Here is a 22907-nt window from a genome sequence, read left to right on the forward strand (position 1 = left end):
CAAGCATGATCATTCATCAAACCCATAGTTAGAAAGTGACTGACCGTTCACTTTCGACCTTTGACAGCGGTCATTCTTGTCTATATTTTTTCGCTTACGAACACTGTACGAATGTTCCTACAGCGCTCCAGCAGTAAGCCGTGCCTTGGATGGGGATCCTCGTCACGGTGAAAATCGCGCAACCGTCCGTTGAGGCGGTGCGCCAGACAAGAACAACAATCGAGGTTTTCCATGACAACTGCTCTTCAACAGCCTTCACTTTCGAGCCAATGCATGGCCGAATTCCTGGGGACTGCGCTTCTGATCTTCTTCGGTACAGGATGTGTCGCTGCGCTCAAGGTCGCGGGTGCCAGCTTTGGTCTGTGGGAAATCAGCATTATCTGGGGGATCGGCGTCAGCATGGCGATCTACCTGAGCGCCGGTATTTCCGGGGCTCACCTCAATCCAGCCGTCAGCATCGCCCTGTGCCTTTTCGCCGATTTCGAAAAGCGCAAACTGCCTTTCTATATCCTTGCCCAAGTGGCAGGCGCGTTCTGCTCCGCTGCGCTGGTGTACACGCTCTACAGCAATCTGTTTTTCGATTACGAACAAACCCACCATCTGGTGCGCGGTACCCAGGCCAGCCTGGAATTGGCCTCAGTGTTCTCCACGTATCCACATGCGCTGCTGAGTACTGCACAGGCGTTCCTGGTGGAAATGGTCATCACCGCCATCCTGATGGGCGTGATCATGGCCCTGACCGATGACAACAATGGCTTGCCACGCGGCCCGTTGGCTCCGCTGCTGATCGGCCTGCTGATTGCAGTGATTGGCAGTGCCATGGGGCCGTTGACCGGCTTTGCGATGAACCCGGCGCGGGATTTCGGGCCCAAGCTGATGACCTTTTTCGCGGGTTGGGGTGAAATGGCCTTTACTGGCGGGCGCGATATTCCTTACTTCCTCGTACCCGTTTTCGCGCCGATTGTCGGCGCATGCCTGGGTGCTGCGGCCTATCGCGGGCTGATTGCCCGTCATCTGCCGAGCGCCGCACCTGCTGTAGCTGAAACCCAAGACACCGCCGTCACTGGCGAAACCCGTATTTCCTGATAAGACCGCCTGGCCCCTACTGCCCTTTTAGTGGCCCAGGCTGTTGATCCACTCCCTTATTTCTCGTCCAAGGCAATCGACATGACCGACATTCAGAATAAGAACTACATCATTGCCCTTGATCAGGGCACCACCAGTTCGCGGGCGATCATCTTTGATCGTGACGCTAACGTGGTCTGCACCGCCCAGCGTGAATTCGCTCAGCACTACCCGCAAGCTGGCTGGGTCGAACACGATCCGATGGAAATCTTCGCCACCCAGAGCGCGGTCATGGTCGAAGCCCTGGCCCAGGCTGGTCTGCACCATGACCAGGTCGCCGCCATCGGTATCACCAACCAGCGTGAAACCACCGTGGTGTGGGACAAAATCACCGGGCGCCCGATCTACAACGCCATCGTCTGGCAATGTCGCCGCAGCACCGAGATCTGCCAGCAGCTCAAGCGTGACGGCCACGAACAGTACATCAGCGACACCACCGGCCTGGTCACCGACCCGTACTTCTCCGGCACCAAGCTCAAGTGGATCCTCGATAACGTCGAAGGCAGCCGCGAGCGCGCACGCAACGGCGAGCTGCTGTTCGGCACCGTGGACAGCTGGCTGATCTGGAAATTTACCGGCGGCAAGACCCACGTCACCGATTACACCAACGCGTCACGCACCATGCTCTTCAACATCCACACGTTGGAGTGGGACGCGAAGATGCTGGAGATCCTCGACGTTCCGCGCGAAATGCTGCCGGAAGTGAAATCCTCCTCGGAAATCTATGGCCGCACCAAAAGCGGCATTGCCATTGGCGGTATTGCCGGTGACCAGCAAGCGGCGCTGTTCGGCCAGATGTGCGTGGAAGCCGGCCAGGCCAAGAACACCTACGGCACCGGCTGCTTCCTGCTGATGAACACCGGCGACAAAGCGGTGAAATCCAAGCACGGCATGTTGACCACCATCGCCTGCGGCCCGCGTGGCGAAGTGGCTTACGCCCTGGAAGGCGCGGTCTTCAACGGTGGTTCCACCGTGCAGTGGCTGCGCGATGAACTGAAGATCATCGCCGACGCCACCGACACCGAATACTTCGCCGGCAAGGTCAAGGACAGCAATGGTGTGTATCTGGTCCCAGCCTTCACCGGCCTGGGCGCTCCGTACTGGGACCCCTACGCCCGTGGCGCGCTGTTCGGCCTGACCCGTGGCGTACGTGTTGATCACATTATTCGTGCAGCCCTGGAGTCGATTGCCTACCAGACCCGCGACGTTCTCGACGCCATGCAGCAGGACTCCGGCGAACGCCTCAAAGCCCTGCGTGTGGACGGCGGCGCGGTCGCCAACAACTTCCTGATGCAGTTCCAGGCCGACATCCTCGGCACCCAGGTCGAGCGCCCGCAAATGCGCGAGACCACGGCATTGGGCGCCGCCTACCTGGCAGGCCTGGCCTGTGGTTTCTGGGGCAGCCTGGACGAGTTGCGTGGCAAGGCGGTGATCGAGCGCGAATTCGAACCACAGCTGGATGAAGCGGCCAAAGAGAAACTCTACGCCGGATGGCAAAAAGCCGTCAGCCGCACCCGCGATTGGGAACCGCACGAAGGCGCCGAATAAGCCAAGCGCCGGTTGTAACTGGTCGGGAGCAGATTCCTGCGTCATCATGGGCCACTTTTGTATGGCAGCCCAAAGGACGCCCCATGAATCTGCCTCCCCGCCAACAACAAATCCTCGAACTGGTCCGCGAACGCGGCTACGTGAGTATCGAGGAAATGGCGCAGTTGTTCGTTGTCACCCCGCAAACCATCCGCCGCGATATCAACCAGCTGGCGGACGCCAATCTGCTGCGCCGCTACCACGGCGGCGCAGCCTATGACTCCAGCGTTGAAAACACCGCGTACGCCATGCGTGCCGACCAGATGCGCGACGAGAAACAGCGCATCGGCGAAGCCATCGCCGCGCAAATCCCCGATCACGCCTCGCTGTTCATCAATATCGGCACCACGACCGAGTCCATCGCCCGTGCGCTGCTCAATCACAACCACCTGAAAATCATCACCAACAACCTCAACGTCGCCACCATGCTCAGCGCCAAGGATGACTTCGACGTGCTGCTGACCGGCGGTAACGTAAGGCGTGACGGCGGCGTGGTGGGCCAGGCCAGCGTGGACTTCATCAACCAGTTCAAGGTCGACTTTGCCTTGGTCGGTATCAGCGGCATTGATGAAGACGGCAGCCTGCTGGATTTCGATTACCAGGAAGTCAGGGTTTCCCAAGCGATCATCGCCAATGCGCGCCAGGTGATCCTGGCGGCCGACTCCAGCAAATTCGGGCGCAACGCCATGATTCGCCTGGGGCCGATCAGCCTGGTGGACTGTTTGGTGACCGACCAGCAGCCGGTGCCGGCGTTGGTGCAGTTGCTCAATGAGCATAAGGTTCGGCTGGAAGTCGTGTAGCGCCTGCAACACCGCCATCGGGGGCAAGCCCCCTCCCACCTTTGAATGTGCACACCGATCAAAATGTGGGAGGGGGCTTGCCCCCGATTGCGATCTATCCGACACCCACCCTCCAAGAATCATGTTCACAATTCTTCCTTTCCCTACCCTTTGATGAGTTTTTTCAATCAAAGTCGGGTGGCTGTGCCCGCGTTTATCAGCTACCATTTTCGCAAATGAACATTAATGTTCGAATTCAAAGACGAAAAAATCGCGAGGCCAGCCGATGAACCCTTCCACCTTGCCTGCTCCACCGCTTGCCGAAATCTATGACGTTGCCGTGATCGGCGGCGGGATCAACGGCGTCGGCATAGCAGCGGACGCAGCCGGTCGCGGTTTGTCGGTGTTCCTTTGCGAAAAGGACGACCTGGCCAGCCACACCTCCTCCGCCAGCAGCAAGCTGATCCACGGTGGCCTGCGCTACCTGGAGCATTACGAATTCCGCCTGGTGCGTGAAGCGCTGGCCGAACGTGAAGTGCTGCTGGCCAAGGCCCCGCACATCGTCAAGCAGATGCGCTTTGTATTGCCGCACCGCCCGCATCTGCGCCCGGCGTGGATGATCCGCGCAGGCCTGTTCCTGTACGACCACCTGGGCAAGCGTGAAAAGCTCGCCGGCTCCAAAAGCCTCAAGTTCGGCGCCGACAGCCCGTTGAAAAGCGAAATCACCAAGGGTTTCGAGTATTCCGACTGCTGGGTCGATGACGCCCGCCTGGTCGTACTCAACGCCATGGCCGCCCGTGAAAAAGGCGCGCACATCCACACCCAGACCCGTTGCATCAGCGCACACCGCAGCAACGGCATGTGGGACATGAACATGGAACGCGCCGATGGCAGCCTCTTCTCGATCCGCGCCCGCGCGCTGGTGAATGCCGCTGGCCCGTGGGTCGCCAAATTCATCAAGGACGACCTGAAGCTGGATTCGCCCTACGGCATCCGCCTGATCCAGGGCAGCCACCTGATCGTGCCGAAACTGTACGAGGGCGCCCACGCGCACATCCTGCAGAACGAAGACCAACGCATCGTTTTCACCATTCCGTACCTGAACCACCTGACCATCATCGGCACCACTGACCGCGAATACACCGGCGACCCGGCGAAAGTGGCGATCACCGAAGGTGAAACCGACTACATGCTCAAGGTGGTCAACGCACACTTCAAGAAGCAACTGAGCCGCGATGACATCGTCCACACCTACTCAGGCGTGCGTCCGCTGTGCAACGACGAGTCGGATAACCCATCGGCCATCACCCGCGATTACACCTTGTCACTGTCTGGTGGTTCGGGCGAGGCGCCGATCCTGTCGGTGTTTGGCGGCAAGCTGACCACCTATCGCAAGCTTGCCGAGTCGGCGATGGCGCAATTGGCCCCGTACTTCACCCAGATGCGCCCGAGCTGGACCGCCAAGGCCAGCCTGCCGGGCGGCGAAAACATGACCACGCCAGAAGCGCTGGCCGAAGCGATTCGCAGCAAATTCGACTGGGTGCCAAGCGAAATCGCACGCCGCTGGTCCACCACTTACGGCAGCCGCAGCTGGCGCCTGCTGGAGGGTGTGCAATCGCTGGCCGACCTCGGCGACCACTTGGGTGGTGGCCTGTATACCCGCGAAGTCGACTACCTGTGTGCTGAAGAATGGGCGACCCAACCGCAGGACGTGCTGTGGCGCCGCACCAAGCTTGGCCTGTTCACCACCCCGCAAGAGCAGGACAACCTGCAACGCTATCTGTCCCAGGTTGAGCAGAACCGCAGCAAGATCCAGGCGGCCTGACAGACGCATCGTACAAAAGCCCCTGCGCCGTGAGGCCCAGGGGCTTTTTTATGCTGGCCAGATCATTCGGTTTTCCGAACGCGACACCCCAGCCTAGTCGGTTTGCCGGATTAAACAGTTACATATTTACCGTAACACAAAGTTAATAACCATATAAATCAACCAGTTAAGCTTTTACGCCTGGCCTGGCACGACTCATGCTCTACACTCTTGGACGATTGCCTGGGACGCCTCAGGAGCCGTCAAGGGCATTCGCTGTACAAGAGAGCCGTCTAACTGGCTTCATAAAAAAAACAAATGTCGAGGAAGTATTGATGCGCATCGTTCCCCATATCCTGGGCGCAGCTATCGCTGCTGCTCTGATCAGCACTCCAGTTTTTGCCGCCGAACTCACCGGCACACTGAAGAAAATCAACGACTCCGGCACCATCACCCTCGCTCACCGCGACAGCTCCATTCCGTTTTCCTACATCGCGGATGGTTCGGGCAAACCCGTTGGTTACTCCCACGACATTCAAGTGGCTGTCGTTGAGCAACTGAAAAAAGACCTGAACAAGCCCGACCTGAAGACCAAGTACAACCTGGTCACTTCGCAAACCCGTATCCCGCTGATCCAGAACGGCACTGCGGACCTTGAGTGCGGCTCCACCACCAACAACACCGAGCGCGCCCAGCAAGTCGACTTCACCGTCAACATCTTCGAAATCGGCACCCGCCTGCTGGTCAAGAAAGACAAGGAAGGCAAGCCTTCCTACGCTGACTTCGCTGACCTCAAAGGCAAGAACGTCGTGACCACCGCCGGCACCACGTCCGAGCGCATCATCAAAGCGATGAACGCCGACAAGCAGATGGGCATGAACGTCATCTCCGCCAAAGACCACGGCGAATCCTTCCAGATGCTCGAAAGCGGCCGCGCCGTTGCGTTCATGATGGACGACGCCCTGCTGGCCGGCGAAGAAGCCAAGGCCAAGAAGCCGGATGATTGGGTCATCACCGGTACTCCGCAGTCCTTCGAAGCCTACGCTTGCATGGTTCGCAAAGGCGACCCGGACTTCAAGAAAGCCGTGGATGACGCCATTGTCGCCCTGTACAAGTCCGGCGAGATCAACAAGATCTACGCCAAATGGTTCGAAAGCCCGATCCCACCGAAAGGCCTGAACCTGAACTTCCCGATGAGCGACAAAGTCAAGGATCTGATCGCTAACCCTAGCGACAAACCAGCGCCAGAAGTAAAAATCTGATACCTGACTAAGCTTATGTCCTGAGGGAGCAACCCTCCCTCAGGCGTCTGTAATTACCTGCTGGCTTTAACTTGGAACACTCGACCTGGCGGTTTTCGAGCCGATCGCGTGTGCCTGGCGTTCATCGTCAGGTGGGAATGGATTTTCCCCAAGCGGGTGCTTGTACATCGATCGACTTCGAGGGGAGACCCTAATGAATTACAACTGGGACTGGGGCGTGTTCTTCAAGTCCACCGGCGTGGGCAGCGAGACTTATCTCGACTGGTACATCGCCGGCCTGGGCTGGACCATTGCCATCGCTGTCGTGGCGTGGATTATCGCCTTGCTGCTGGGCTCCATTCTGGGGGTCATGCGCACGGTGCCAAACCGCCTCGTATCGGGCATCGCGACCTGCTACGTGGAACTGTTTCGTAACGTGCCGCTGCTGGTTCAGCTGTTCATCTGGTATTTCCTGATACCCGACCTGCTGCCGCAAAACCTGCAGGACTGGTACAAACAGGACCTCAACCCGACCACCTCGGCCTACCTGAGCGTCGTCGTGTGCCTGGGCCTGTTCACCGCTGCCCGTGTGTGTGAGCAAGTGCGCACCGGCATCCAGGCGCTGCCACGGGGCCAAGAGGCCGCTGCGCGCGCCATGGGCTTCAAGCTGCCGCAGATCTACTGGAACGTGCTGCTGCCCCAGGCCTACCGCATCATCATTCCGCCGCTTACCTCGGAATTCCTCAACGTGTTCAAGAACTCCTCCGTGGCGTCCTTGATCGGCCTGATGGAACTGCTGGCGCAAACCAAGCAGACCGCCGAATTCTCGGCCAACCTGTTTGAAGCCTTCACCCTGGCTACGCTGATCTACTTCACCCTGAACATGAGCCTTATGCTGCTGATGCGTGTGGTCGAGAAGAAAGTCGCGGTGCCCGGCCTGATCTCCGTGGGGGGTAAATAATGGAACTCGATTTCAGCGGCATCATCCCCGCCATCCCGGGCCTGTGGAACGGCATGGTCATGACCCTGCAGTTGATGGTCATGGGCGTGATCGGCGGCATCGCACTGGGGACGATCCTGGCGCTGATGCGCCTGTCGTCCAGCAAACTGCTGTCGCGCGTGGCCGGCGCCTACGTGAACTACTTCCGCTCGATCCCGCTGCTGCTGGTGATCACCTGGTTCTACCTGGCGGTGCCGTTCGTGTTGCGCTGGATCACCGGCGAAGACACCCCGATCGGTGCGTTCACCTCCTGCGTCGTGGCCTTCATGATGTTCGAAGCCGCTTACTTCTGTGAGATCGTGCGGGCCGGCGTGCAGTCGATCCCCAAGGGCCAGATGGGCGCAGCACAAGCGATGGGCATGACCTATGGCCAGACCATGCGCCTGATCATCCTGCCCCAGGCGTTCCGCAAGATGACCCCGTTGCTGCTGCAACAGAGCATCATCCTGTTCCAGGACACCTCGCTGGTCTACACCGTGGGCCTGGTGGACTTCCTCAACTCCGCCCGCTCCAACGGCGACATCATCGGCCGCTCCAATGAGTTCCTGATCTTTGCCGGTGTCGTCTACTTCATCATCAGCTTTTCCGCCTCGCTGCTGGTCAAGCGTCTGCAAAAAAGGTTTGCCGTATGATCTCTATCAAGAACATCAACAAGTGGTATGGCGACTTCCAGGTGCTGACCGATTGCAGCACTGATGTCAAAAAAGGCGAAGTGATCGTGGTGTGCGGGCCTTCGGGCTCGGGTAAGTCCACGCTGATCAAGTGCGTCAACGCGCTGGAACCCTTCCAGAAGGGCGACATCGTGGTCGACGGCACCTCCATCGCCGACCCGAAGACCAACCTGCCGAAATTGCGTTCGCGCGTGGGCATGGTGTTCCAGCACTTCGAACTGTTCCCGCACCTGACCATCACCGAAAACCTGACCATCGCGCAGATCAAGGTGCTGGGCCGCAGCAAGGAAGAAGCCACCAAGAAAGGCCTGCAACTGCTGGAGCGCGTCGGCCTGTCGGCGCACGCCCACAAGCACCCCGGCCAACTCTCCGGTGGCCAACAGCAACGTGTGGCGATTGCCCGCGCCCTGGCCATGGACCCGATCGTCATGCTGTTCGACGAACCGACCTCGGCCCTGGACCCGGAAATGGTCAACGAAGTGCTGGACGTGATGGTGCAACTGGCCCATGAAGGCATGACCATGATGTGCGTGACCCACGAAATGGGTTTCGCCCGTAAAGTCGCCGACCGCGTGATCTTCATGGACGCCGGCAAGATCATCGAAGACTGCCCGAAAGAAGAATTCTTCGGCGACATCAGCGCCCGCTCCGAGCGTGCACAGCACTTCCTTGAGAAAATCCTGCAGCACTAAGCCCTACACAGCTGCCACTGTAGGAACATGGCCAATGTGGGAGGGGCTTACCCTCTCCCACACTGGATCGCGCAGGCCGGTAAGCTCTGGTTGACCCAAGGCATCTGTGATGAAATGCGACCCCAACCAATTTCGCGCCGCACCGCCATCACTTGCCGTGAAGCCTCGTCTGATTCGCCAACTGTTCCTGCCGCCGTTGATCGTCGCCCTGATGATCGGCCTGGGTTATATCGGCTTCTGGATCAGCGAGTACTACGGCATCCGCACCCTCAGCGACACCGGCGAACGCCAGTTGGAGCTGCATGCCCGCACCGTCGAAAGTGAACTCAGCAAATACACCTACCTGCCCAGCCTGCTGGAGCTGGAGACCAGCGTCTCGCAGTTGCTCGCCGACCCGAGCCAGGAAACCCGTAAAAGCGTCAACGATTACCTCGAAGGCCTGAACCGACGCAGTCGCAGTCGGGCCATTTATGTGATGGACACCACCGGCCGGGTACTGGCCACCAGTAACTGGCGCGATGCCGACAGTTATCAGGGCGAAGACCTGTCCTTCCGCGCCTATTTCCAGAACGCCGTGCGCGGCCAGCCCGGGCGTTTCTACGGCATCGGCAGCACCAACGGCGAGCCCGGCTATTACCTGGCCCACGGCCTGGAAGAGCACGGCAAGATCATCGGCGTCGCAGTGGTCAAGGTGCGTCTCGAAGCCCTGGAAGAACGCTGGCAACGTGCGCGCCTGGAAGCGTTCGTCAGCGACGAGAACGGCATCATCATTCTCTCCAGCGACCCGGCCCGCCGCCTCAAGGCCGTGCGCCCGCTGAGCGATGAGACCAAGGATCGCCTGGCCCACAGCCTGCAATATTACTGGGCCACACTGAACGAGCTGGAACCGCTGGCCCGTGAACGCCTGAACGAAGGCACCGAAAAACTGACCTTCCCGGCCAACAGCGAAGTGGTCAACGACGAACACGAAGTCAGCTACCTGGCGCAAACCCGCCCGCTCTACGACACGCCGTGGAATTTCACCCTGCTCACCCCGCTCAATGACCTGCGCCGCGCAGCGATCAACCAGGGCATCCTGGTGGCTGTGGCCTTTGGCCTGGTGGCTTTCCTGCTGATCGCCTGGAACGAGCGGCGCAAGGTCATCGCCACCCGCCTCGCCGCGCGTGAAGCGCTGCAGGAAGCCAACAGCCAGTTGGAACGTCGGATTGCCGAACGCACCGCCGACCTGCGTGCCAGTAATGAACGGCTCAAGGGCCAGATCCGCGAACGGCGCCAGGCCGAAGAGACCCTGCGTCGCGCCCAGGATGAGCTGGTGCAGGCCGGCAAACTGGCGGCCATCGGCCAGATGTCCACCAGCATCGCCCACGAATTGAACCAACCGCTGGCGGCGTTGCGCACCTTGTCCGGCAACACTGTGCGCTTCCTGGAGCGCGGCGCCCTGGACACCGCCAGCGCCAACCTCAAGACCATCAACGAACTGATCGACCGCATGGGGCGCATCACCGCCAGCCTGCGCTCCTTTGCCCGGCGCGGTGATGACCAGGGCGAAGCCAACCTCGCCAAGGCGGTGGACGCCGCGTTCCAGGTACTGGGCGCACGCCTGGACAGCCTGGCACTGACGGTGCACCGCGACTTCGCAGCGGCCCAACTGCAGATCGACCAGACGCGCCTGGAGCAGATCCTGGTCAACCTGATCGGCAACGCCCTCGACGCCATGCAGGCCCAACCCACCCCTGAACTGTGGCTGGAAGGCAGCGTTGCCGAAGGTAAATACCGCCTGTATGTGCGCGACAACGGCCACGGCATCGACGCCGAGGCGCGCAAGCATTTGTTCGAACCGTTCTTCACCACCAAGCCCGGCGAGCAAGGCCTGGGCCTGGGCCTGACCCTGTCCGCCAGCCTCGCGGCGGCCACCGGCGGCAACCTCGCCGTGGAACACCCGGCCAGTGGTGGTACTGCCTTTGTCCTGAGCCTGCCATTGGTGGGCGCTCAAAAAGCTGAGTCGACATGAATATTGATCCTCAAGACCTCACCGTGCTGATCGTCGAAGACGACCCCCATGTGCTGCTCGGCTGCCAGCAGGCGCTGGCGCTGGAAGATATTCCCAGCGTCGGCGTAGGCAGTGCCGAAGAGGCGTTGAAGCGCATCGGCGAGAACTTCGCGGGTATCGTGATCAGCGACATCCGCCTGCCGGGCATCGACGGCCTGGAGCTGCTGACCCGCCTCAAGGCCCTGGATAAAAGCCTGCCGGTGGTGCTGATTACCGGGCACGGCGATATTTCCATGGCCGTCGGCGCCATGCGCAACGGCGCGTACGATTTCATGGAAAAGCCCTTCTCTCCCGAACGCCTGGTGGATGTCGCCCGGCGTGCCCTGGAGCAACGCGCACTGGCGCGGGAAGTCTGGTCACTGCGCCGTCAGTTGGCCGAACGCGACTCCCTGGAAGGCCGCATCATCGGCCGCTCCCCGGCCATGCAGAACCTGCGCGAGCTGATCGCCAACGTCGCCGACACCTCGGCCAACGTGCTGATCGAAGGCGAGACCGGCACCGGCAAGGAGCTGGTCGCCCGCTGCCTGCATGATTTCAGCCGGCGTCACTCGCACCAGTTCGTCGCGCTCAACTGCGGCGGCCTGCCCGAAAACCTGTTCGAAAGCGAGATTTTCGGCCACGAAGCCAACGCCTTCACCGGCGCCGGCAAGCGGCGTATCGGCAAGATCGAACACGCCCATGAAGGCACGCTGTTCCTCGATGAAGTGGAAAGCATGCCGATCAACCTGCAGATCAAATTGCTGCGGGTCTTGCAGGAACGCACCCTGGAACGCCTGGGTTCGAACCAGAGCGTGGCGGTGGATTGCCGAGTGATCGCCGCCACCAAGTCCGACCTCGACGAACTGAGCCGCGCCAGCCAGTTCCGCAGTGACCTGTACTACCGCCTCAACGTGGTCACTCTGGAACTGCCGCCTTTACGCGAGCGCCGGGAAGACATCCTGCAACTGTTCGAACACTTCCTGCAGCAGTCGTCCCTGCGCTTCGACCGCAGCGTGCCGGAGTTGGACAACCAGACCCTCTCCAGCCTGATGAGCCACGAATGGCCCGGCAACGTGCGTGAACTGCGCAACGTCGCCGAACGCTTCGCCCTCGGCCTGCCCGCCTTCAAGAAGAGCGGCGCCGGCAGCGGCAACCAGGGCGTGGCCTTCACCGAGGCGGTGGAAGCGTTTGAGCGCAATCTGCTCAGCGACGCCCTGCAACGCAGCGGTGGCAACCTGACCCAGGCCAGCCAGGAGCTGGGGATGGCCAAGACCACGTTGTTCGACAAGGTCAAGAAATACGGGTTGAGTCACTGATGGATCTATTCCTGAAGGCCGCCCTTGGCGCGGCGGTGGTGCTGATATTGGCGGCGCTCGCCAAGACCAAGAACTATTACATCGCGGGGTTGGTGCCGCTGTTCCCGACCTTTGCGCTGATCGCCCATTACATCGTCGGCAAGGGCCGTTCGGTGGAGGATTTGAAGACCACGATCCTGTTCGGGATGTGGTCGATCATTCCGTACTTTGTGTATTTGGCGACGTTGTATGTGCTGGTGGATCGGATGCGGTTGGAGGCATCGTTGGCCTTGGCAGCGGTAGCCTGGTTGATGGCGGCGACGGTGCTGGTCAGCGTCTGGGTGCGCCTCCACACCTGACACACCACAGTCAAAATGTGGGAGGGGGCTCGCCCCCGATAGCGGCGTGTCAGTCACCTTATCTTTAACTGACCCACTGCCATCGGGGGCAAGCCCCCTCCCACATTTTTTATCCCGGTTGGGTCAGCGGACTATTTTGTCGACTTGAATGCCCAGCTTCTTGAGGCGATACCAGAAACTGCGTTCAGAGATCCCGATCTTCGCCGCCGCCGCAGCCTGCACCCCGTTGCTCTCGTGCAACGCCGCCAGTATGTAGGCCTTCTCCACCTCCGCCAGCGCCGCGTCCAGGTCCTGGGGAATCCCCGGTCCATCGCTGAGGATCGCCGTCACGCCGCCCTCGCCCGGCTTCGACGCAAACAGATACCCCGGCAAATCTATATCCTCGATCACCGGCGACGCCGCCACGATGGTCGCGCGCTCCACGCAGTTTTGCAGCTCGCGGATATTGCCCGGCCAGTGATACGCCGCCATGGCCTGCAACGCCTCGGGGCTGAAGCCGGTGATGCGTTTGCCGGCGGTGGCGCTGAGGCTGTGGGCGAAGTGACGCGCCAGCGGGGCGATGTCTTCCACGCGCTCGCGCAGGGCCGGTAACGGGATCGGGAACACGTTGAGGCGGTAATACAGGTCTTCGCGAAACTCCTTATTGGCTACCGCTTCCAGCAGGTTCTTGTTGGTGGCCGCGATCACCCGCACGTCGACTTTGCGTTCGCGAGGGTCGCCCACCGGCTCGATGACCCGCTCCTGCAAGGCGCGCAGGATCTTGGCCTGCAACGCCAAAGGCATATCGCCGACTTCATCGAGGAACAGCGTGCCTTTGTCGGCCTGCATGAAGCGCCCTACCCGGTCCGCGACTGCGCCAGTGAACGCGCCCTTGCGGTGGCCGAACATTTCGCTTTCCAGCAACCCTTCCGGGATCGCCGCGCAGTTGACCGCCACGAAAGGTTTGTCGGCACGGCTGCCGTGCTTGTGGATGGCACGGGCGACCATTTCCTTGCCGGTGCCGCTTTCGCCGGTCAGCAGGATGGTGGCGCTGCTGTCACGTACCGAGTCCACCGCTTGCAACACCGTGCGAAACGCCGGGCTGTCGCCCACCAGGCTGTCGAACTGCGCATGCTCATCCAGCTCGGCGCGCAGGCGTGCGTTGTCGCGCATGATGTCGCGAAACTGCAACGCCTTGCTGACGGTGATGTCCAGCTCATCGATATCGAACGGCTTGGCGATGTAGTCATAGGCGCCGTTGCGCATCGACTGCACCGCATTTTTCACCGTGCTGTAGGCGGTCATCACGATCACCGGCACGTGGGGGTAGCGCACCTTGATCTCCGCCAGCAGCGCCGGCCCGTCCATGCCCGGCATGCGCCAGTCGCTGATCACCAGGTCAATGTCTTCCTGCTCCAGCACCTTGAGCGCATGCAGGCCGTTACCGGCGATAAATACCTGGATGCCGTTCTGACTCAGGGCCGACGCCAGCAGGTCACAGAGCTTGGGTTCGTCGTCGACCACCAGAATGTTATGCGTCATGACTGTCCTCGTCGTCTTCGCCCATCGCCGGAATGTACAGGCTGAAGGTGGCGCCGGCATCTTTCTCGCTGGCGCATTCGATGCTGCCGTCGTGACTTTCCATGATCGAATAGACTTTGGCCAGGCCCAGGCCGGTACCTGAGGCCTTGGTGGTCACGAATGGCGTAAAGATGCGCTCGACCATCTCTGCTGCAATGCCCTGGCCGGTATCGGCAATGCTGATAACGGTGTGGTCGTTCACTGTGCGAATCCCCAGCGTCAGGCGCCCGCCGTCGGGCATCGCGTCGATGGCGTTGAGAATAAGGTTGAGGCACGCCTGTTTAAGCTGCTTGGCATCCGCGTAGATCGTCGCGCCCGGTGCCTGGTCGTCGATCTGCGTATCAATGTTATGTGTCGCCAGTTCCGGCGCGCAGAAGCCGAGGATCTCCTCCACCAGCGCACGCACCGGCTGCACCACCCGTAGCGGCGGGTTGGGCTTGGCGAAGTCGAGGAACTCGGTGATCAGGTCGTTGATGCGGCTGACTTCACTGATCACGTATTCCAGGTGGCGTTTGTCGGTGTCCGGCAGGTCGGCGCGGCGGTGCAACAACTGGGTGGCGGTCTTGATGATGCCCAGCGGGTTGCGGATCTCGTGGGCGAGGCCCATGGCGACTTCACCCAACGCGTGCAGGCGGTCACGTCGGCGCAGCTGGGCCTCAAGGTGATGCAACTCGCCAAGGCGCTCGGTCATATGGTTGAAGGTGCTGCTCAACTGCGCCAGCTCATCGCCGCCGCTGACCGCCACGCGGTGCGTGTAATTGCCCGAGATCACCGCCCCCACGCCTTCGGACAAATCCCGCAGCGGCCGGGTCAGGCGCCGCGACACCAGCACCCCCGCCGCCAGCGACAGCGCCGAGCTGACCAGGAAAATCAGCACGAACAGGTTGCTCTGGTTGACCAGCCCCATCAGGCTGCTATGGCGCAGCAGACCGCTGAAGATCACGCCTTGCAAATCGCCGGCATCGTTGAAGATCGGCCAGTACAAACCGCTGTAGTTATTGGTGAACTGCTCGCTGGGCTGGCGAGTGGCGCGCATGGCGGTTTCGACAGTCTTGGGGATGCGCGACGGGTGATCCTCAAAGCGCTGGGTCGAGAAGATTTCCGAGAACCCCTCCGGGTTGGCCAGGTACAGGCGCAGGTCGAGGGAATGCACATCGGCCACGCTGGTCAGGAAACTGCTGTCCAGGTAGGTGCCGACCAGCAGCAGGTAGTCGACGCCGTCCCGGCTGGTCTCGAAGGTGGAGACCACGATACCGGTGGTGGCCCCGCCCACCTTGACCGTTTGCAGCACCGTATTCTTGGCCAGGCTGATCTGCTGCACGATGTCATCGGCGGCGGTGGTGAACACCACTTTTCGATCACTGGCGCGGATCAGCGCCACCACGTCGATGTCCGTGGCATCGGCAATGTCGGCCGTCAGCCGGTCGTGTCGGGCGGCTTGCTTGTTGTCCGGCGGGCTGATGTAGCGCAGGAACAGCTTGGCCATGCGCGCGTTGTCGTGAAGGATGTCGCCGATCTCGTCCTTGACGATCTTGGTCGACTCTTGCAGCCAAATGCGCACGTTACTGTCGAAAATCTGCGACAGCGTGCTAGCGGCCAGTTCCGCCGCGATCATGGTGGGAACCACGCTGACCAACCAGAACGCCAGCACCAGCTTGCGCTGGACGCTCCAGCGCGAAATGGCAAAGGGGCGGGCTTTCTGGCGGGTCTTGGTGATCATCAGGTTTCGCTTATCGCAGCAGCCATGGCAGGGTCGGAACGATCCGGTCGAATAAACAGTTTTACCAACTTGAGCAGGCCGTTGACCAGCCGGTTGCGATGCCGGAAGAACACGCTGTTGCCCTGGAACTCGCAGCCCAGGCGCAGCTTACTGGCATACCCGGCCTGGCCGCACTCGTACAGTGCAATCTTGTGCTCAATACAGTAGTCGACGTTGGTCAGCCAACTGCGGAAATACAGGTTGTAGTCGCGGGTAAACGCCACGTCATGCCCGAAAAACTTATCCACCAGCCGGTGTTCGTCCACCAGCATCAGGTTGAACGCCACCAACTGCTCGTCCACCCAGTAAAGCGCACACACCGCGCGCGATTCAAGGCGTTCGAGCACACCGGTGAAGTAGCTCGCAGGCAGGCGTTCGAACTGCAATTCGGCCCGTGTCAGCGTGGCTTCGTACAGGCGCATGACCTCAGGCAGCACGTCGTCGATATTGCGCCGCCATTCCACCCGTGGGCCGGGCGCGCGCAGTTTGCGGCGCAGGTCCTTGCGCGTGGATTTGCCCAGCGAGCCGAGGTAGGCGTCCACCGAACCATAGGGCAGCGGCAATACGCCGGTGGGCAGGCTCGGCATGGCCTGGAAACCGGCGGCGCGGCAGCTGTCGACCCAGTGCGGATCGTTGCTGGGTGCGTCCTTGACCGCCAACAGGCCGATGCCGAAATCATCGGCGTCGTGGCGCGCGGCTTGCAGCACATGCTTGAGCAACAGCGGGCGGCGCGACTCGGGCACGTGGCTGGCAAATCCGGCATCACAGCGCTCGGCCACCGGCGAGCCGATGGCGTACAGCCCCAACTGCAAGACGCCGGGCCACAGCCGCTCCAGGCGTTCGGTCAAGCGCTTGCCGGCGCCGGACACCGTGGTGTCGAGGCGGTAATGGGTGATGAACGCGGGCGCGACCGCCACCAGGGTTCCATCTTCGTAAACCGCCAGGTAGCGCCATTGGAAATCATCGATGGCGGCGTTTTCCACGGCGACGTAATAGTCCCAGTCCTCCAGGGCACCCGGAAAACAATCGTTCCATGCACTGCGCTGGAGGGCCCGGATGGTGGGGAAGGCTTGGGTGGTGATCACATTGGCTTCCAACTGGAGTTGTTGTGGTGAAAAGAGTGTGTGTGGTGAGCGGGCTTGTCGAATCGTCGCACCGCCCGCGCTGGGTGGCGAAGCAGCCCCAATCCAGGCAATGAGTTTCTCCAGCTAGACCGCAATGGCAGGTTTTGGGGCGGCTTCGCCACCCAGCGCAGGGCAAGCCTGCTCACCACAACAGCCCTGCTCACCACAACAAGCCTGCTCACCACAACAGCACTGCTCACCACAGGAAACTTGCCGGCTGATGAAGTCAGCACTCAACTCAATCACCCGCCGGTATTGCAGGTCGACGGTGATCATGTGGTAGCAGTTGTCCAGCAGGATCTTGGTCACCGGCCCGCCGAGGTGGCGCTCCACGTAATCGGCGTTCCAGCGGCTGGTGATGTCGTCCTCGATGGAGTGCAGCACCAGCGCCGGCACGTTGATCCGGGGCATGCGTTTCTTGACCACCGCGTTCATCCAGTGCAACTCGCGCACGGTCACGCCTTCCATGGTCAACAACCCCGCTTCGCTGCTCTCGCCTTCCTTCATCTGCCGCTCGACGATCGCCCGCAGCCGTTCATTCTTGATGCCGTACGGCGGCTTCTCGGTGAAGCGGAACAAGCGCACGCCGAAAGGAATGCGGATCAGCAACGGCGTGATAAACGCCATTTTGCTGATGCTCCAACCGTCGTACTTCAAGGTGGTGGAATACATCAGCAGGCCGGCGACCTGGCCCGGATGCTCGGAGGCCAGGTACATCGACATCACCGCACCCATGGACAAGCCACCGACAAACACCTGCGCGTGCCGCTGCTTGATCTGTACAAACGTCTTGCGCACGCCTTCATACCAGTCACGCCAGCCAGTGGCCTGCAGGTCACTGTTATCACCGCAGTGCCCGGCCAGGGTGGGCACGTACACCGTGCAATTGCCCGCCTTGGCCAGGCCCTTGGCGACCTGGCGCAGTTCGGTCGGAGTGCCGGTCAGGCCGTGGATCAACAGGATCCCGACCGGACCTTCACCGAGAACGAAGCCGGCATCACCTTCGCCGAGGTCGATCTCTGCCCGGCTCACCGCGTGGTCGCTCGCACCAACAGTTGCTCAAGCAGCTTCAAGCCGAGGTCGATTTCCGGGTAGCTGATTTCCAGGGACGGCGCGAGGGTGATCACGTTCTTGTAGTAACCGCCCACGTCGAGGATCAGGCCGAGTTTCTGGCCATCCACCACCATGTCGCCCTTCATGCCTTCTTCGACCATGTAGTCCAGGGTCGCCTTGTCCGGCGTGAAGCCGTCCGGGCCGCAGATTTCGCAGCGCAGCGCCAGGCCCAGGCCGTCGACATCGCCGATGATCGGGAAGCGCTTCTGCAAATCCTGCAGGCCTTCCAGAAAGTATTTGCCCTTGGCCATGACCATTGCGCCGTAGTCGACTTCGTTGGTCATCTTGAACATTTCCAGGCCCACCGCCGTGCCCAACGGGTTGGAGGCAAAGGTGGAGTGGGTCGAGCCTGGCGGGAAGATCTTCGGGTTGATCAGCTCTTCACGGGCCCAGATGCCACCCAGTGGGTTGAGGCCGTTGGTCAGGGCCTTGCCGAACACGATCACATCCGGCTGCACGTCGAAGTGCTCAATCGACCACAGCTTGCCGGTGCGGTAGAAGCCCATCTGGATTTCGTCGGACACCATCAGAATGCCGTGCTGGTCGAGCACGTGCTTGAGCTCACGGTAGAAGTTCATCGGCGGGATCACGTAGCCGCCGGTGCCCTGGATCGGCTCGACGTAAAATGCTGCATATTCACACTGGTTGGTTTTCGGGTCCCAGACGCCGTTGTATTCGGTCTCGAACAGACGTGCGAATTGCTGCACGCATTGGCTGCCGTACTCTTCTTTCGTCATGCCTTTGGGGCCACGGAAGTGGTACGGGAACGGGATAAAATTGGCGCGCTCGCCGAAGTGGCCATAGCGGCGACGGTAGCGAAAACTGGAGGTGATCGACGACGCGCCGAGGGTGCGCCCGTGGTAACCGCCTTCGAAGGCGAACATCAGGCTTTTGCCGTTGCTGGCGTTACGCACCACTTTCAGCGAATCCTCGATGGACTGCGAACCGCCGACGTTGAAGTGCACGCGCCCGTCCAGGCCGAACTTGTTCTTGGCGTCCACCGCGATCATTTCCGACAGCTCGATCTTGCCCTTGTGCAGGTACTGGCTGGCGATTTGCGGCAGGGTATCGATCTGCTGTTTCAGCGCGTTGTTCAGGCGCGGGTTGGCATAGCCGAAGTTGACCGCCGAGTACCACATTTGCAGGTCGAGGTAGGCCTGGTCTTCGGTGTCCCACACGTAGGAGCCTTCGCAGCGGCTGAAAATACGCGGCGGCTCGATGTAGTGGACGGTGTCGCCGTAGGAGCAGTACTTGGCTTCTTTATCCAGGAGGATCTGGTCTTCGGCGGTAGCGATGCGGATATCAGACATGGTGGAAAACTTCCTGTGTGTCGGCAGTGAAGGAGGTCGCGTTGGCGGCAATGCCCTGAGGCAGTTGCGCGAGCAGCGCAGGCACTTGGGCAAAGCTGTCGAAGCGCGCATGGGGAATCTGGTGGGCGACGCAGTACTCGGCGAGGCTGCCCTTGGCGAACACGAAGTCGGCGGTGGAGGCCACGCACATGTCGGACTTGCCGTCGCCGATCACCAGCACGCGCTTGTTGCGCGGCGTGGATTTGCACTTGCAGTTGCCGGACGCGGCGCGGCAGGCGTCGCTGGAATACGGGAAATCGATGCGCCAGCTGTTCTGGTCGACCTGGCGCAGGCGGTTGGCGAGGATCGGCAGCAAGGTCACGTAGTTGCGCGACAGGATCCGCGCAATGCCTTGCTCGATACCATCGCTGACCACTTCGATGGACGCGCCGAGGCCAATCACGTGATCGACGAAGTCCGGAAAGTCCGGGTCGATCTCGACGCTGTCGAAGTACGCCAGCAACTCGCTGGGGGTGGCCTTGATCAACGCCAGTTGGCGGCTCAGGCATTCGCGTGAACCGATATGCCCATCCAGCCATTGCTGCTCGATGGTTTCCCACTCGGGGCCGGCGAAGCGTTGGAGGACGTTGTCGATAACATCGGTGGGGGTGATGGTCCCGTCGAAGTCGCACACGATATGCCAGTCAATCATTGTGGTTACCTTGATGGAGTGCGCTGTCTGCGCGTTCACCAGGGGTAGAGCAGGGAGTGTGCCAAGTGGCTGAAGCCCAGCGGGGCTGGGCGCGGGAGGCGCAATGTGTCGTGGAAGCTACAATTTTTGTAGCTTGCTACAAACAAGATGAGTGCTTGCGTGGGGCCGGGGGTTTGCGCGTTCATGCGCGTGTATTCACTTAGGAACTGTGACCATGTTGAGGATCACATGCGCGGCACTCGCCGGTTTACTGAGCCTCGCCGCCCACGCCGAAGGCATCAGCGGTGACGTCGGCGCAGGCGTCAGCTACCAGCCCCACGACCCGACCGGCAGCCGCTACGAAACCCGGCCCGTCCCCTACCTCGACCTGGACTGGGGCAACGTGAGCCTGGGCACCGATGACGGTTTGAGCTGGAGCGCCCTGAACACCAACGGTTTCAGCGCCGGCCCGTACATCAATTACCTGCAGGGGCGCACCTCCAACGGCTCGTTGCAGGGCCTGCGCAACGTGTCGGACATGGCTGAAATAGGCGGGTTCATCCAATACGCTCCGGCTGACTTCTGGCGGGTCTATGCCCAGTTGGGCCAGGCTGTCGGTGGTGGTCACTCCCAGAGCAGCGCGCTGGGCAAGGTCGGCGGCGAGCTGGGCTATCCCCTGGGCGGTGGGATCATTGGCAGCAGTGGGCTGGTGGCGCACTTCGCGGATGCGCGGCAGACCCAGACGTATTTCGGGGTGGATGAAAACGAGGCGGCGGCCACGGGTTTCAAGGCCTACAACGCCAGCGGCGGTTTCCAGAACATCACCCTGAGCCAGAGCTTCCAGTTCCCCCTGGCGCCCAACTGGTCACTGCTGACCAGCGCCAGCTGGGTGCATCTGGTGGGCTCGGCGGCGGACAGCAGTATCGTCAGGCAGGCTGGTGAGGTGAACCAGGGCCAGGTGCAGACGGCGATCAGCTACACCTTCGACTGATTCACCTGATGCATGGAGATATAAATGTGGGAGGGGGTTTGCCCCCTCCCACATTGGCCTGTATCAGCTCTTTTCACCTTCCGCCAGCAGCGCTATCCCGCCGATAATCACCGCCACTCCCACCCAGTGCAGCGGGCTGATATGTTCCCCTAGCCCCAGCCACGACCCCAGCAGCACCACCACAAACACCAGTGAACTCAGCGGAAACGCCAAGGACAGACTGCTGCGCCGCAGGATCAGCATCCACACGAAAAACGCGCCGATGTAGCAGGCAATCGCCGCCAGAATCCCTGGGTTACGCGCCACATCGGCCAGCCACTGCAGGTTGAAATCCATCTGCCCCAGTTGGTCACCGGCGACTTTGGTAAACAACTGCCCGGCGCTCTCGGTGCAGATCAGTAGGGCCCAGAGCACCACGGTGCCGAAACGTCCATGCAACCATGCGTGCGCATTCATGCCTGACTCCCGGCAATCGCCACCAGCATCACCCCCAAGGTAATCACCAACGTGCCCAGCCAGCGGCGGCGGCTGACGGTTTCACCCAGCACCACTTTGCCTGCCAGCACCACCCCGCAATACGCCAGCGCGGCGGCTGGAAACAGCAGGCTCAACGGCGCACGGGACAGAGCTTCCAGCCAGATAAAAAACTCGATCACGTAGGCACCGATCCCCGCCCACAGTAACGGCGCATTAAACACCTGGCCCCAGAATGCGTTCAGGCGAAAGCCGCCTTCCAACTCCGGCAAACGGTCCAGGCCGAGCTTGAAACACAACTGGCCGATCACATCGAGCACGATGGAAAACGCCACCAGCAACACCACGGTCAAGGTCACGGGAACAGCTCCTCAAACAGGTCGATCAGGGCTTCATTGGTGGCCGCATTGCGCTGCAAATCCTCGGGGCTCCAGCGCCCCACTGGCGGCTGGTCGGACTTGGCTTCCCAACGCTTTAACGCGTTGCTGAACGCCGGCGTGGCGAACTCGCCGCACACGTCGATGCCGATGATCCGTTTGCGTGCCGCCAGCGCGCGCAGGGCCTGGAGCAAGTGGGTCAGGCGCATGCCGCCCTGGTCCCAGTTGGTGGCCGCGTCTTCACTGGCGAGCACGTCCTTGTCGATGGTGATCCAGATCGCCTCGGTGGGCAGGCTGCTGATCATCTGTTCAAGGAACGCGGCCCAGTCCAGCTCCGCCAGATTGCGCCAGTGCAGGTGGTTTTCCTGCTGCTGGTGACCCGCGCCATCGCCGACCCGGCCCCAGACTTTCGACGGCGGATGCTGCCAGGGAAACAGCTGCAACTGCCCGCGCTTGAGGGCGCCAAGGTTGCCGCCGCGCAGCTGCGGGTTGTGCAAGTCATCGCTGCACGGGCCGAGGGTGACGATGCGTTTGATCGCCGGCATCTTCAGCGCGCGGTTGACCCATGAACCGCAGTGTCGCTTGGGCGCAAAGCGCACCCAATCGGGGTGGTTATCGAAGTGGATCAGGCTGATGGGTTCTTTGAGATCGGCAAGGAAGGCCGGCGTGAGGTGGTGATAATCGCCGGAGCCGACAAACAGGATTTCCGGTCGCGCATCCGTAGGCCGTGGCCGTCGGGCCAGGCGTTCGGTGAAGCGTTTCCAGGTTTTTGCGGTGGACCACAGGCGCAGCTTCGGGCCCAGGTCGAGCAGGTCGATGCAGGTAGCACGGCCACTGGCCAGGCGCCGGGCAATCGGCGCCTGGGCCGTGAGGCTGTGATCGAGGTCGAGAATGTTCAAGGTCATGTGTCCCCTATGGCTTTAGGGGGTCAATGCAAGGGGCGGGCC

General features: G+C 61.2%; 21 protein-coding genes. 12 read left to right on the forward strand and 9 right to left on the reverse strand.

The genetic code is table 11. From position 1 onward, the window contains the following. The first annotated feature begins 231 nt into the window (after positions 1-231). The 11 genes from NDJ82_RS15120 (at position 232) to NDJ82_RS15170 (ending at position 12582) form a co-directional block, all read left to right on the forward strand. On the forward strand, positions 232-1086 hold the full coding sequence (locus NDJ82_RS15120) for an MIP/aquaporin family protein (RefSeq protein ID WP_099583493.1): 855 nt from the start codon (positions 232-234) through the stop codon (positions 1084-1086). An 81-nt stretch (positions 1087-1167) separates the two neighbouring features. Continuing rightward, complete coding sequence (gene glpK, locus NDJ82_RS15125; RefSeq protein ID WP_017137034.1) at positions 1168-2673, forward strand: glycerol kinase GlpK; 1506 nt, start codon at positions 1168-1170, stop codon at positions 2671-2673. An 83-nt stretch (positions 2674-2756) separates the two neighbouring features. Further along, complete coding sequence (locus tag NDJ82_RS15130; RefSeq protein ID WP_017526345.1) at positions 2757-3512, forward strand: DeoR/GlpR family transcriptional regulator; 756 nt, start codon at positions 2757-2759, stop codon at positions 3510-3512. Between the two features lie 265 nt (positions 3513-3777). Next, a complete protein-coding gene (gene glpD / locus NDJ82_RS15135) occupies positions 3778-5316 on the forward strand; it encodes a glycerol-3-phosphate dehydrogenase (RefSeq protein ID WP_250925776.1) in 1539 nt (512 codons plus the stop codon). Positions 5317-5630: 314 nt separating this feature from the next. Next, a complete protein-coding gene (locus NDJ82_RS15140; protein WP_099583495.1) occupies positions 5631-6557 on the forward strand; it encodes a glutamate/aspartate ABC transporter substrate-binding protein in 927 nt (308 codons plus the stop codon). 193 nt (positions 6558-6750) lie between these two features. Continuing rightward, a complete protein-coding gene (locus NDJ82_RS15145; protein WP_024073702.1) occupies positions 6751-7497 on the forward strand; it encodes an amino acid ABC transporter permease in 747 nt (248 codons plus the stop codon). Beyond that, the gene (locus tag NDJ82_RS15150) at positions 7497-8168 is read left to right on the forward strand and encodes an amino acid ABC transporter permease (protein WP_158878448.1); all 672 of its coding nucleotides are present in this window, start codon (positions 7497-7499) and stop codon (positions 8166-8168) included. The genes NDJ82_RS15145 and NDJ82_RS15150 overlap by 1 nt, the downstream gene beginning before the upstream one ends. Continuing rightward, positions 8165-8899, forward strand: a complete 735-nt coding sequence (locus NDJ82_RS15155) for an amino acid ABC transporter ATP-binding protein (protein ID WP_049709764.1) — start codon at positions 8165-8167, stop codon at positions 8897-8899. The genes NDJ82_RS15150 and NDJ82_RS15155 overlap by 4 nt, the downstream gene beginning before the upstream one ends. Before the next feature lie 109 nt (positions 8900-9008). Continuing rightward, positions 9009-10910: a two-component sensor histidine kinase AauS gene (aauS, locus tag NDJ82_RS15160; protein ID WP_112193742.1), complete on the forward strand. Its 1902-nt coding sequence runs from the start codon at positions 9009-9011 to the stop codon at positions 10908-10910. Beyond that, positions 10907-12244, forward strand: coding sequence for a two-component response regulator AauR (gene aauR / locus NDJ82_RS15165; RefSeq protein WP_284738610.1), 1338 nt, complete (start codon positions 10907-10909; stop codon positions 12242-12244). The genes aauS and aauR overlap by 4 nt, the downstream gene beginning before the upstream one ends. After that, positions 12244-12582 carry a GlpM family protein gene (locus NDJ82_RS15170; RefSeq protein ID WP_099583499.1) on the forward strand — a complete coding sequence of 113 codons (339 nt, stop codon included), beginning with the start codon at positions 12244-12246 and terminating at the stop codon, positions 12580-12582. Before aauR ends, NDJ82_RS15170 begins: the two co-directional genes overlap by 1 nt. Before the next feature lie 123 nt (positions 12583-12705). Here the strand turns inward: NDJ82_RS15170 and NDJ82_RS15175 are convergent, their stop codons facing one another. From NDJ82_RS15175 to NDJ82_RS15200, 6 genes are all read right to left on the reverse strand, one after another. Beyond that, the gene (locus tag NDJ82_RS15175; RefSeq protein WP_099583500.1) at positions 12706-14103 is read right to left on the reverse strand and encodes a sigma-54-dependent transcriptional regulator; all 1398 of its coding nucleotides are present in this window, start codon (positions 14101-14103) and stop codon (positions 12706-12708) included. Beyond that, on the reverse strand, positions 14093-15862 hold the full coding sequence (locus NDJ82_RS15180) for a sensor histidine kinase (RefSeq protein ID WP_250925777.1): 1770 nt from the start codon (positions 15860-15862) through the stop codon (positions 14093-14095). Before NDJ82_RS15180 ends, NDJ82_RS15175 begins: the two co-directional genes overlap by 11 nt. Further along, positions 15862-16986, reverse strand: coding sequence for a GNAT family N-acetyltransferase (locus NDJ82_RS15185; protein WP_099583502.1), 1125 nt, complete (start codon positions 16984-16986; stop codon positions 15862-15864). The genes NDJ82_RS15180 and NDJ82_RS15185 overlap by 1 nt, the downstream gene beginning before the upstream one ends. Before the next feature lie 123 nt (positions 16987-17109). Then, on the reverse strand, positions 17110-18057 hold the full coding sequence (locus NDJ82_RS15190; RefSeq protein WP_250925778.1) for an alpha/beta hydrolase: 948 nt from the start codon (positions 18055-18057) through the stop codon (positions 17110-17112). Further along, complete coding sequence (locus tag NDJ82_RS15195) at positions 18054-19448, reverse strand: aspartate aminotransferase family protein (protein ID WP_158878442.1); 1395 nt, start codon at positions 19446-19448, stop codon at positions 18054-18056. Before NDJ82_RS15195 ends, NDJ82_RS15190 begins: the two co-directional genes overlap by 4 nt. Beyond that, positions 19441-20139: an MtnX-like HAD-IB family phosphatase gene (locus tag NDJ82_RS15200; protein WP_250925779.1), complete on the reverse strand. Its 699-nt coding sequence runs from the start codon at positions 20137-20139 to the stop codon at positions 19441-19443. The genes NDJ82_RS15195 and NDJ82_RS15200 overlap by 8 nt, the downstream gene beginning before the upstream one ends. A 214-nt stretch (positions 20140-20353) precedes the next feature. Between NDJ82_RS15200 and NDJ82_RS15205 the strand changes: the two genes are divergently transcribed. Beyond that, positions 20354-21109 (forward strand): MipA/OmpV family protein, encoded by a 756-nt coding sequence (locus NDJ82_RS15205; RefSeq protein ID WP_250925780.1) that lies wholly within the window; start codon positions 20354-20356, stop codon positions 21107-21109. A 63-nt stretch (positions 21110-21172) separates the two neighbouring features. Here the strand turns inward: NDJ82_RS15205 and NDJ82_RS15210 are convergent, their stop codons facing one another. Genes NDJ82_RS15210 through NDJ82_RS15220 form a run of 3 tightly spaced genes read right to left on the reverse strand, consistent with a single transcriptional unit; the run spans position 21173 to position 22859 of the window. Next, positions 21173-21565, reverse strand: coding sequence for a DMT family transporter (locus NDJ82_RS15210; protein WP_158878441.1), 393 nt, complete (start codon positions 21563-21565; stop codon positions 21173-21175). Continuing rightward, positions 21562-21942: a DMT family transporter gene (locus tag NDJ82_RS15215; protein ID WP_032891828.1), complete on the reverse strand. Its 381-nt coding sequence runs from the start codon at positions 21940-21942 to the stop codon at positions 21562-21564. The genes NDJ82_RS15210 and NDJ82_RS15215 overlap by 4 nt, the downstream gene beginning before the upstream one ends. Beyond that, positions 21939-22859 (reverse strand): arginase family protein, encoded by a 921-nt coding sequence (locus tag NDJ82_RS15220; RefSeq protein WP_158878489.1) that lies wholly within the window; start codon positions 22857-22859, stop codon positions 21939-21941. Before NDJ82_RS15220 ends, NDJ82_RS15215 begins: the two co-directional genes overlap by 4 nt. Between the last annotated feature and the right edge of the window lie 48 nt (positions 22860-22907).

It is taken from the genome of Pseudomonas sp. SR18, assembly GCF_023701505.1.
GTDB lineage: Bacteria > Pseudomonadota > Gammaproteobacteria > Pseudomonadales > Pseudomonadaceae > Aquipseudomonas > Aquipseudomonas cyclaminis.

What these genes read in the sequence shown, in the direction of transcription:
- NDJ82_RS15140 (WP_099583495.1), top strand. Translation starts at nt 5,631, where the DNA reads ATGCGCATCGTTCCCCATATCCTGGGCGCAGCTATCGCTGCTGCTCTG.
- NDJ82_RS15150 (WP_158878448.1), top strand. Translation starts at nt 7,497, where the DNA reads ATGGAACTCGATTTCAGCGGCATCATCCCCGCCATCCCGGGCCTGTGG.
- glpK (WP_017137034.1), top strand. Translation starts at nt 1,168, where the DNA reads ATGACCGACATTCAGAATAAGAACTACATCATTGCCCTTGATCAGGGC.
- NDJ82_RS15145 (WP_024073702.1), top strand. Translation starts at nt 6,751, where the DNA reads ATGAATTACAACTGGGACTGGGGCGTGTTCTTCAAGTCCACCGGCGTG.
- NDJ82_RS15180 (WP_250925777.1), bottom strand. Translation starts at nt 15,862, where the DNA reads ATGATCACCAAGACCCGCCAGAAAGCCCGCCCCTTTGCCATTTCGCGC.
- NDJ82_RS15130 (WP_017526345.1), top strand. Translation starts at nt 2,757, where the DNA reads ATGAATCTGCCTCCCCGCCAACAACAAATCCTCGAACTGGTCCGCGAA.
- NDJ82_RS15210 (WP_158878441.1), bottom strand. Translation starts at nt 21,565, where the DNA reads ATGAATGCGCACGCATGGTTGCATGGACGTTTCGGCACCGTGGTGCTC.
- NDJ82_RS15200 (WP_250925779.1), bottom strand. Translation starts at nt 20,139, where the DNA reads ATGATTGACTGGCATATCGTGTGCGACTTCGACGGGACCATCACCCCC.
- NDJ82_RS15205 (WP_250925780.1), top strand. Translation starts at nt 20,354, where the DNA reads ATGTTGAGGATCACATGCGCGGCACTCGCCGGTTTACTGAGCCTCGCC.
- NDJ82_RS15155 (WP_049709764.1), top strand. Translation starts at nt 8,165, where the DNA reads ATGATCTCTATCAAGAACATCAACAAGTGGTATGGCGACTTCCAGGTG.
- NDJ82_RS15195 (WP_158878442.1), bottom strand. Translation starts at nt 19,448, where the DNA reads ATGTCTGATATCCGCATCGCTACCGCCGAAGACCAGATCCTCCTGGAT.
- NDJ82_RS15175 (WP_099583500.1), bottom strand. Translation starts at nt 14,103, where the DNA reads ATGACGCATAACATTCTGGTGGTCGACGACGAACCCAAGCTCTGTGAC.
- glpD (WP_250925776.1), top strand. Translation starts at nt 3,778, where the DNA reads ATGAACCCTTCCACCTTGCCTGCTCCACCGCTTGCCGAAATCTATGAC.
- NDJ82_RS15170 (WP_099583499.1), top strand. Translation starts at nt 12,244, where the DNA reads ATGGATCTATTCCTGAAGGCCGCCCTTGGCGCGGCGGTGGTGCTGATA.
- NDJ82_RS15120 (WP_099583493.1), top strand. Translation starts at nt 232, where the DNA reads ATGACAACTGCTCTTCAACAGCCTTCACTTTCGAGCCAATGCATGGCC.
- aauR (WP_284738610.1), top strand. Translation starts at nt 10,907, where the DNA reads ATGAATATTGATCCTCAAGACCTCACCGTGCTGATCGTCGAAGACGAC.
- aauS (WP_112193742.1), top strand. Translation starts at nt 9,009, where the DNA reads ATGAAATGCGACCCCAACCAATTTCGCGCCGCACCGCCATCACTTGCC.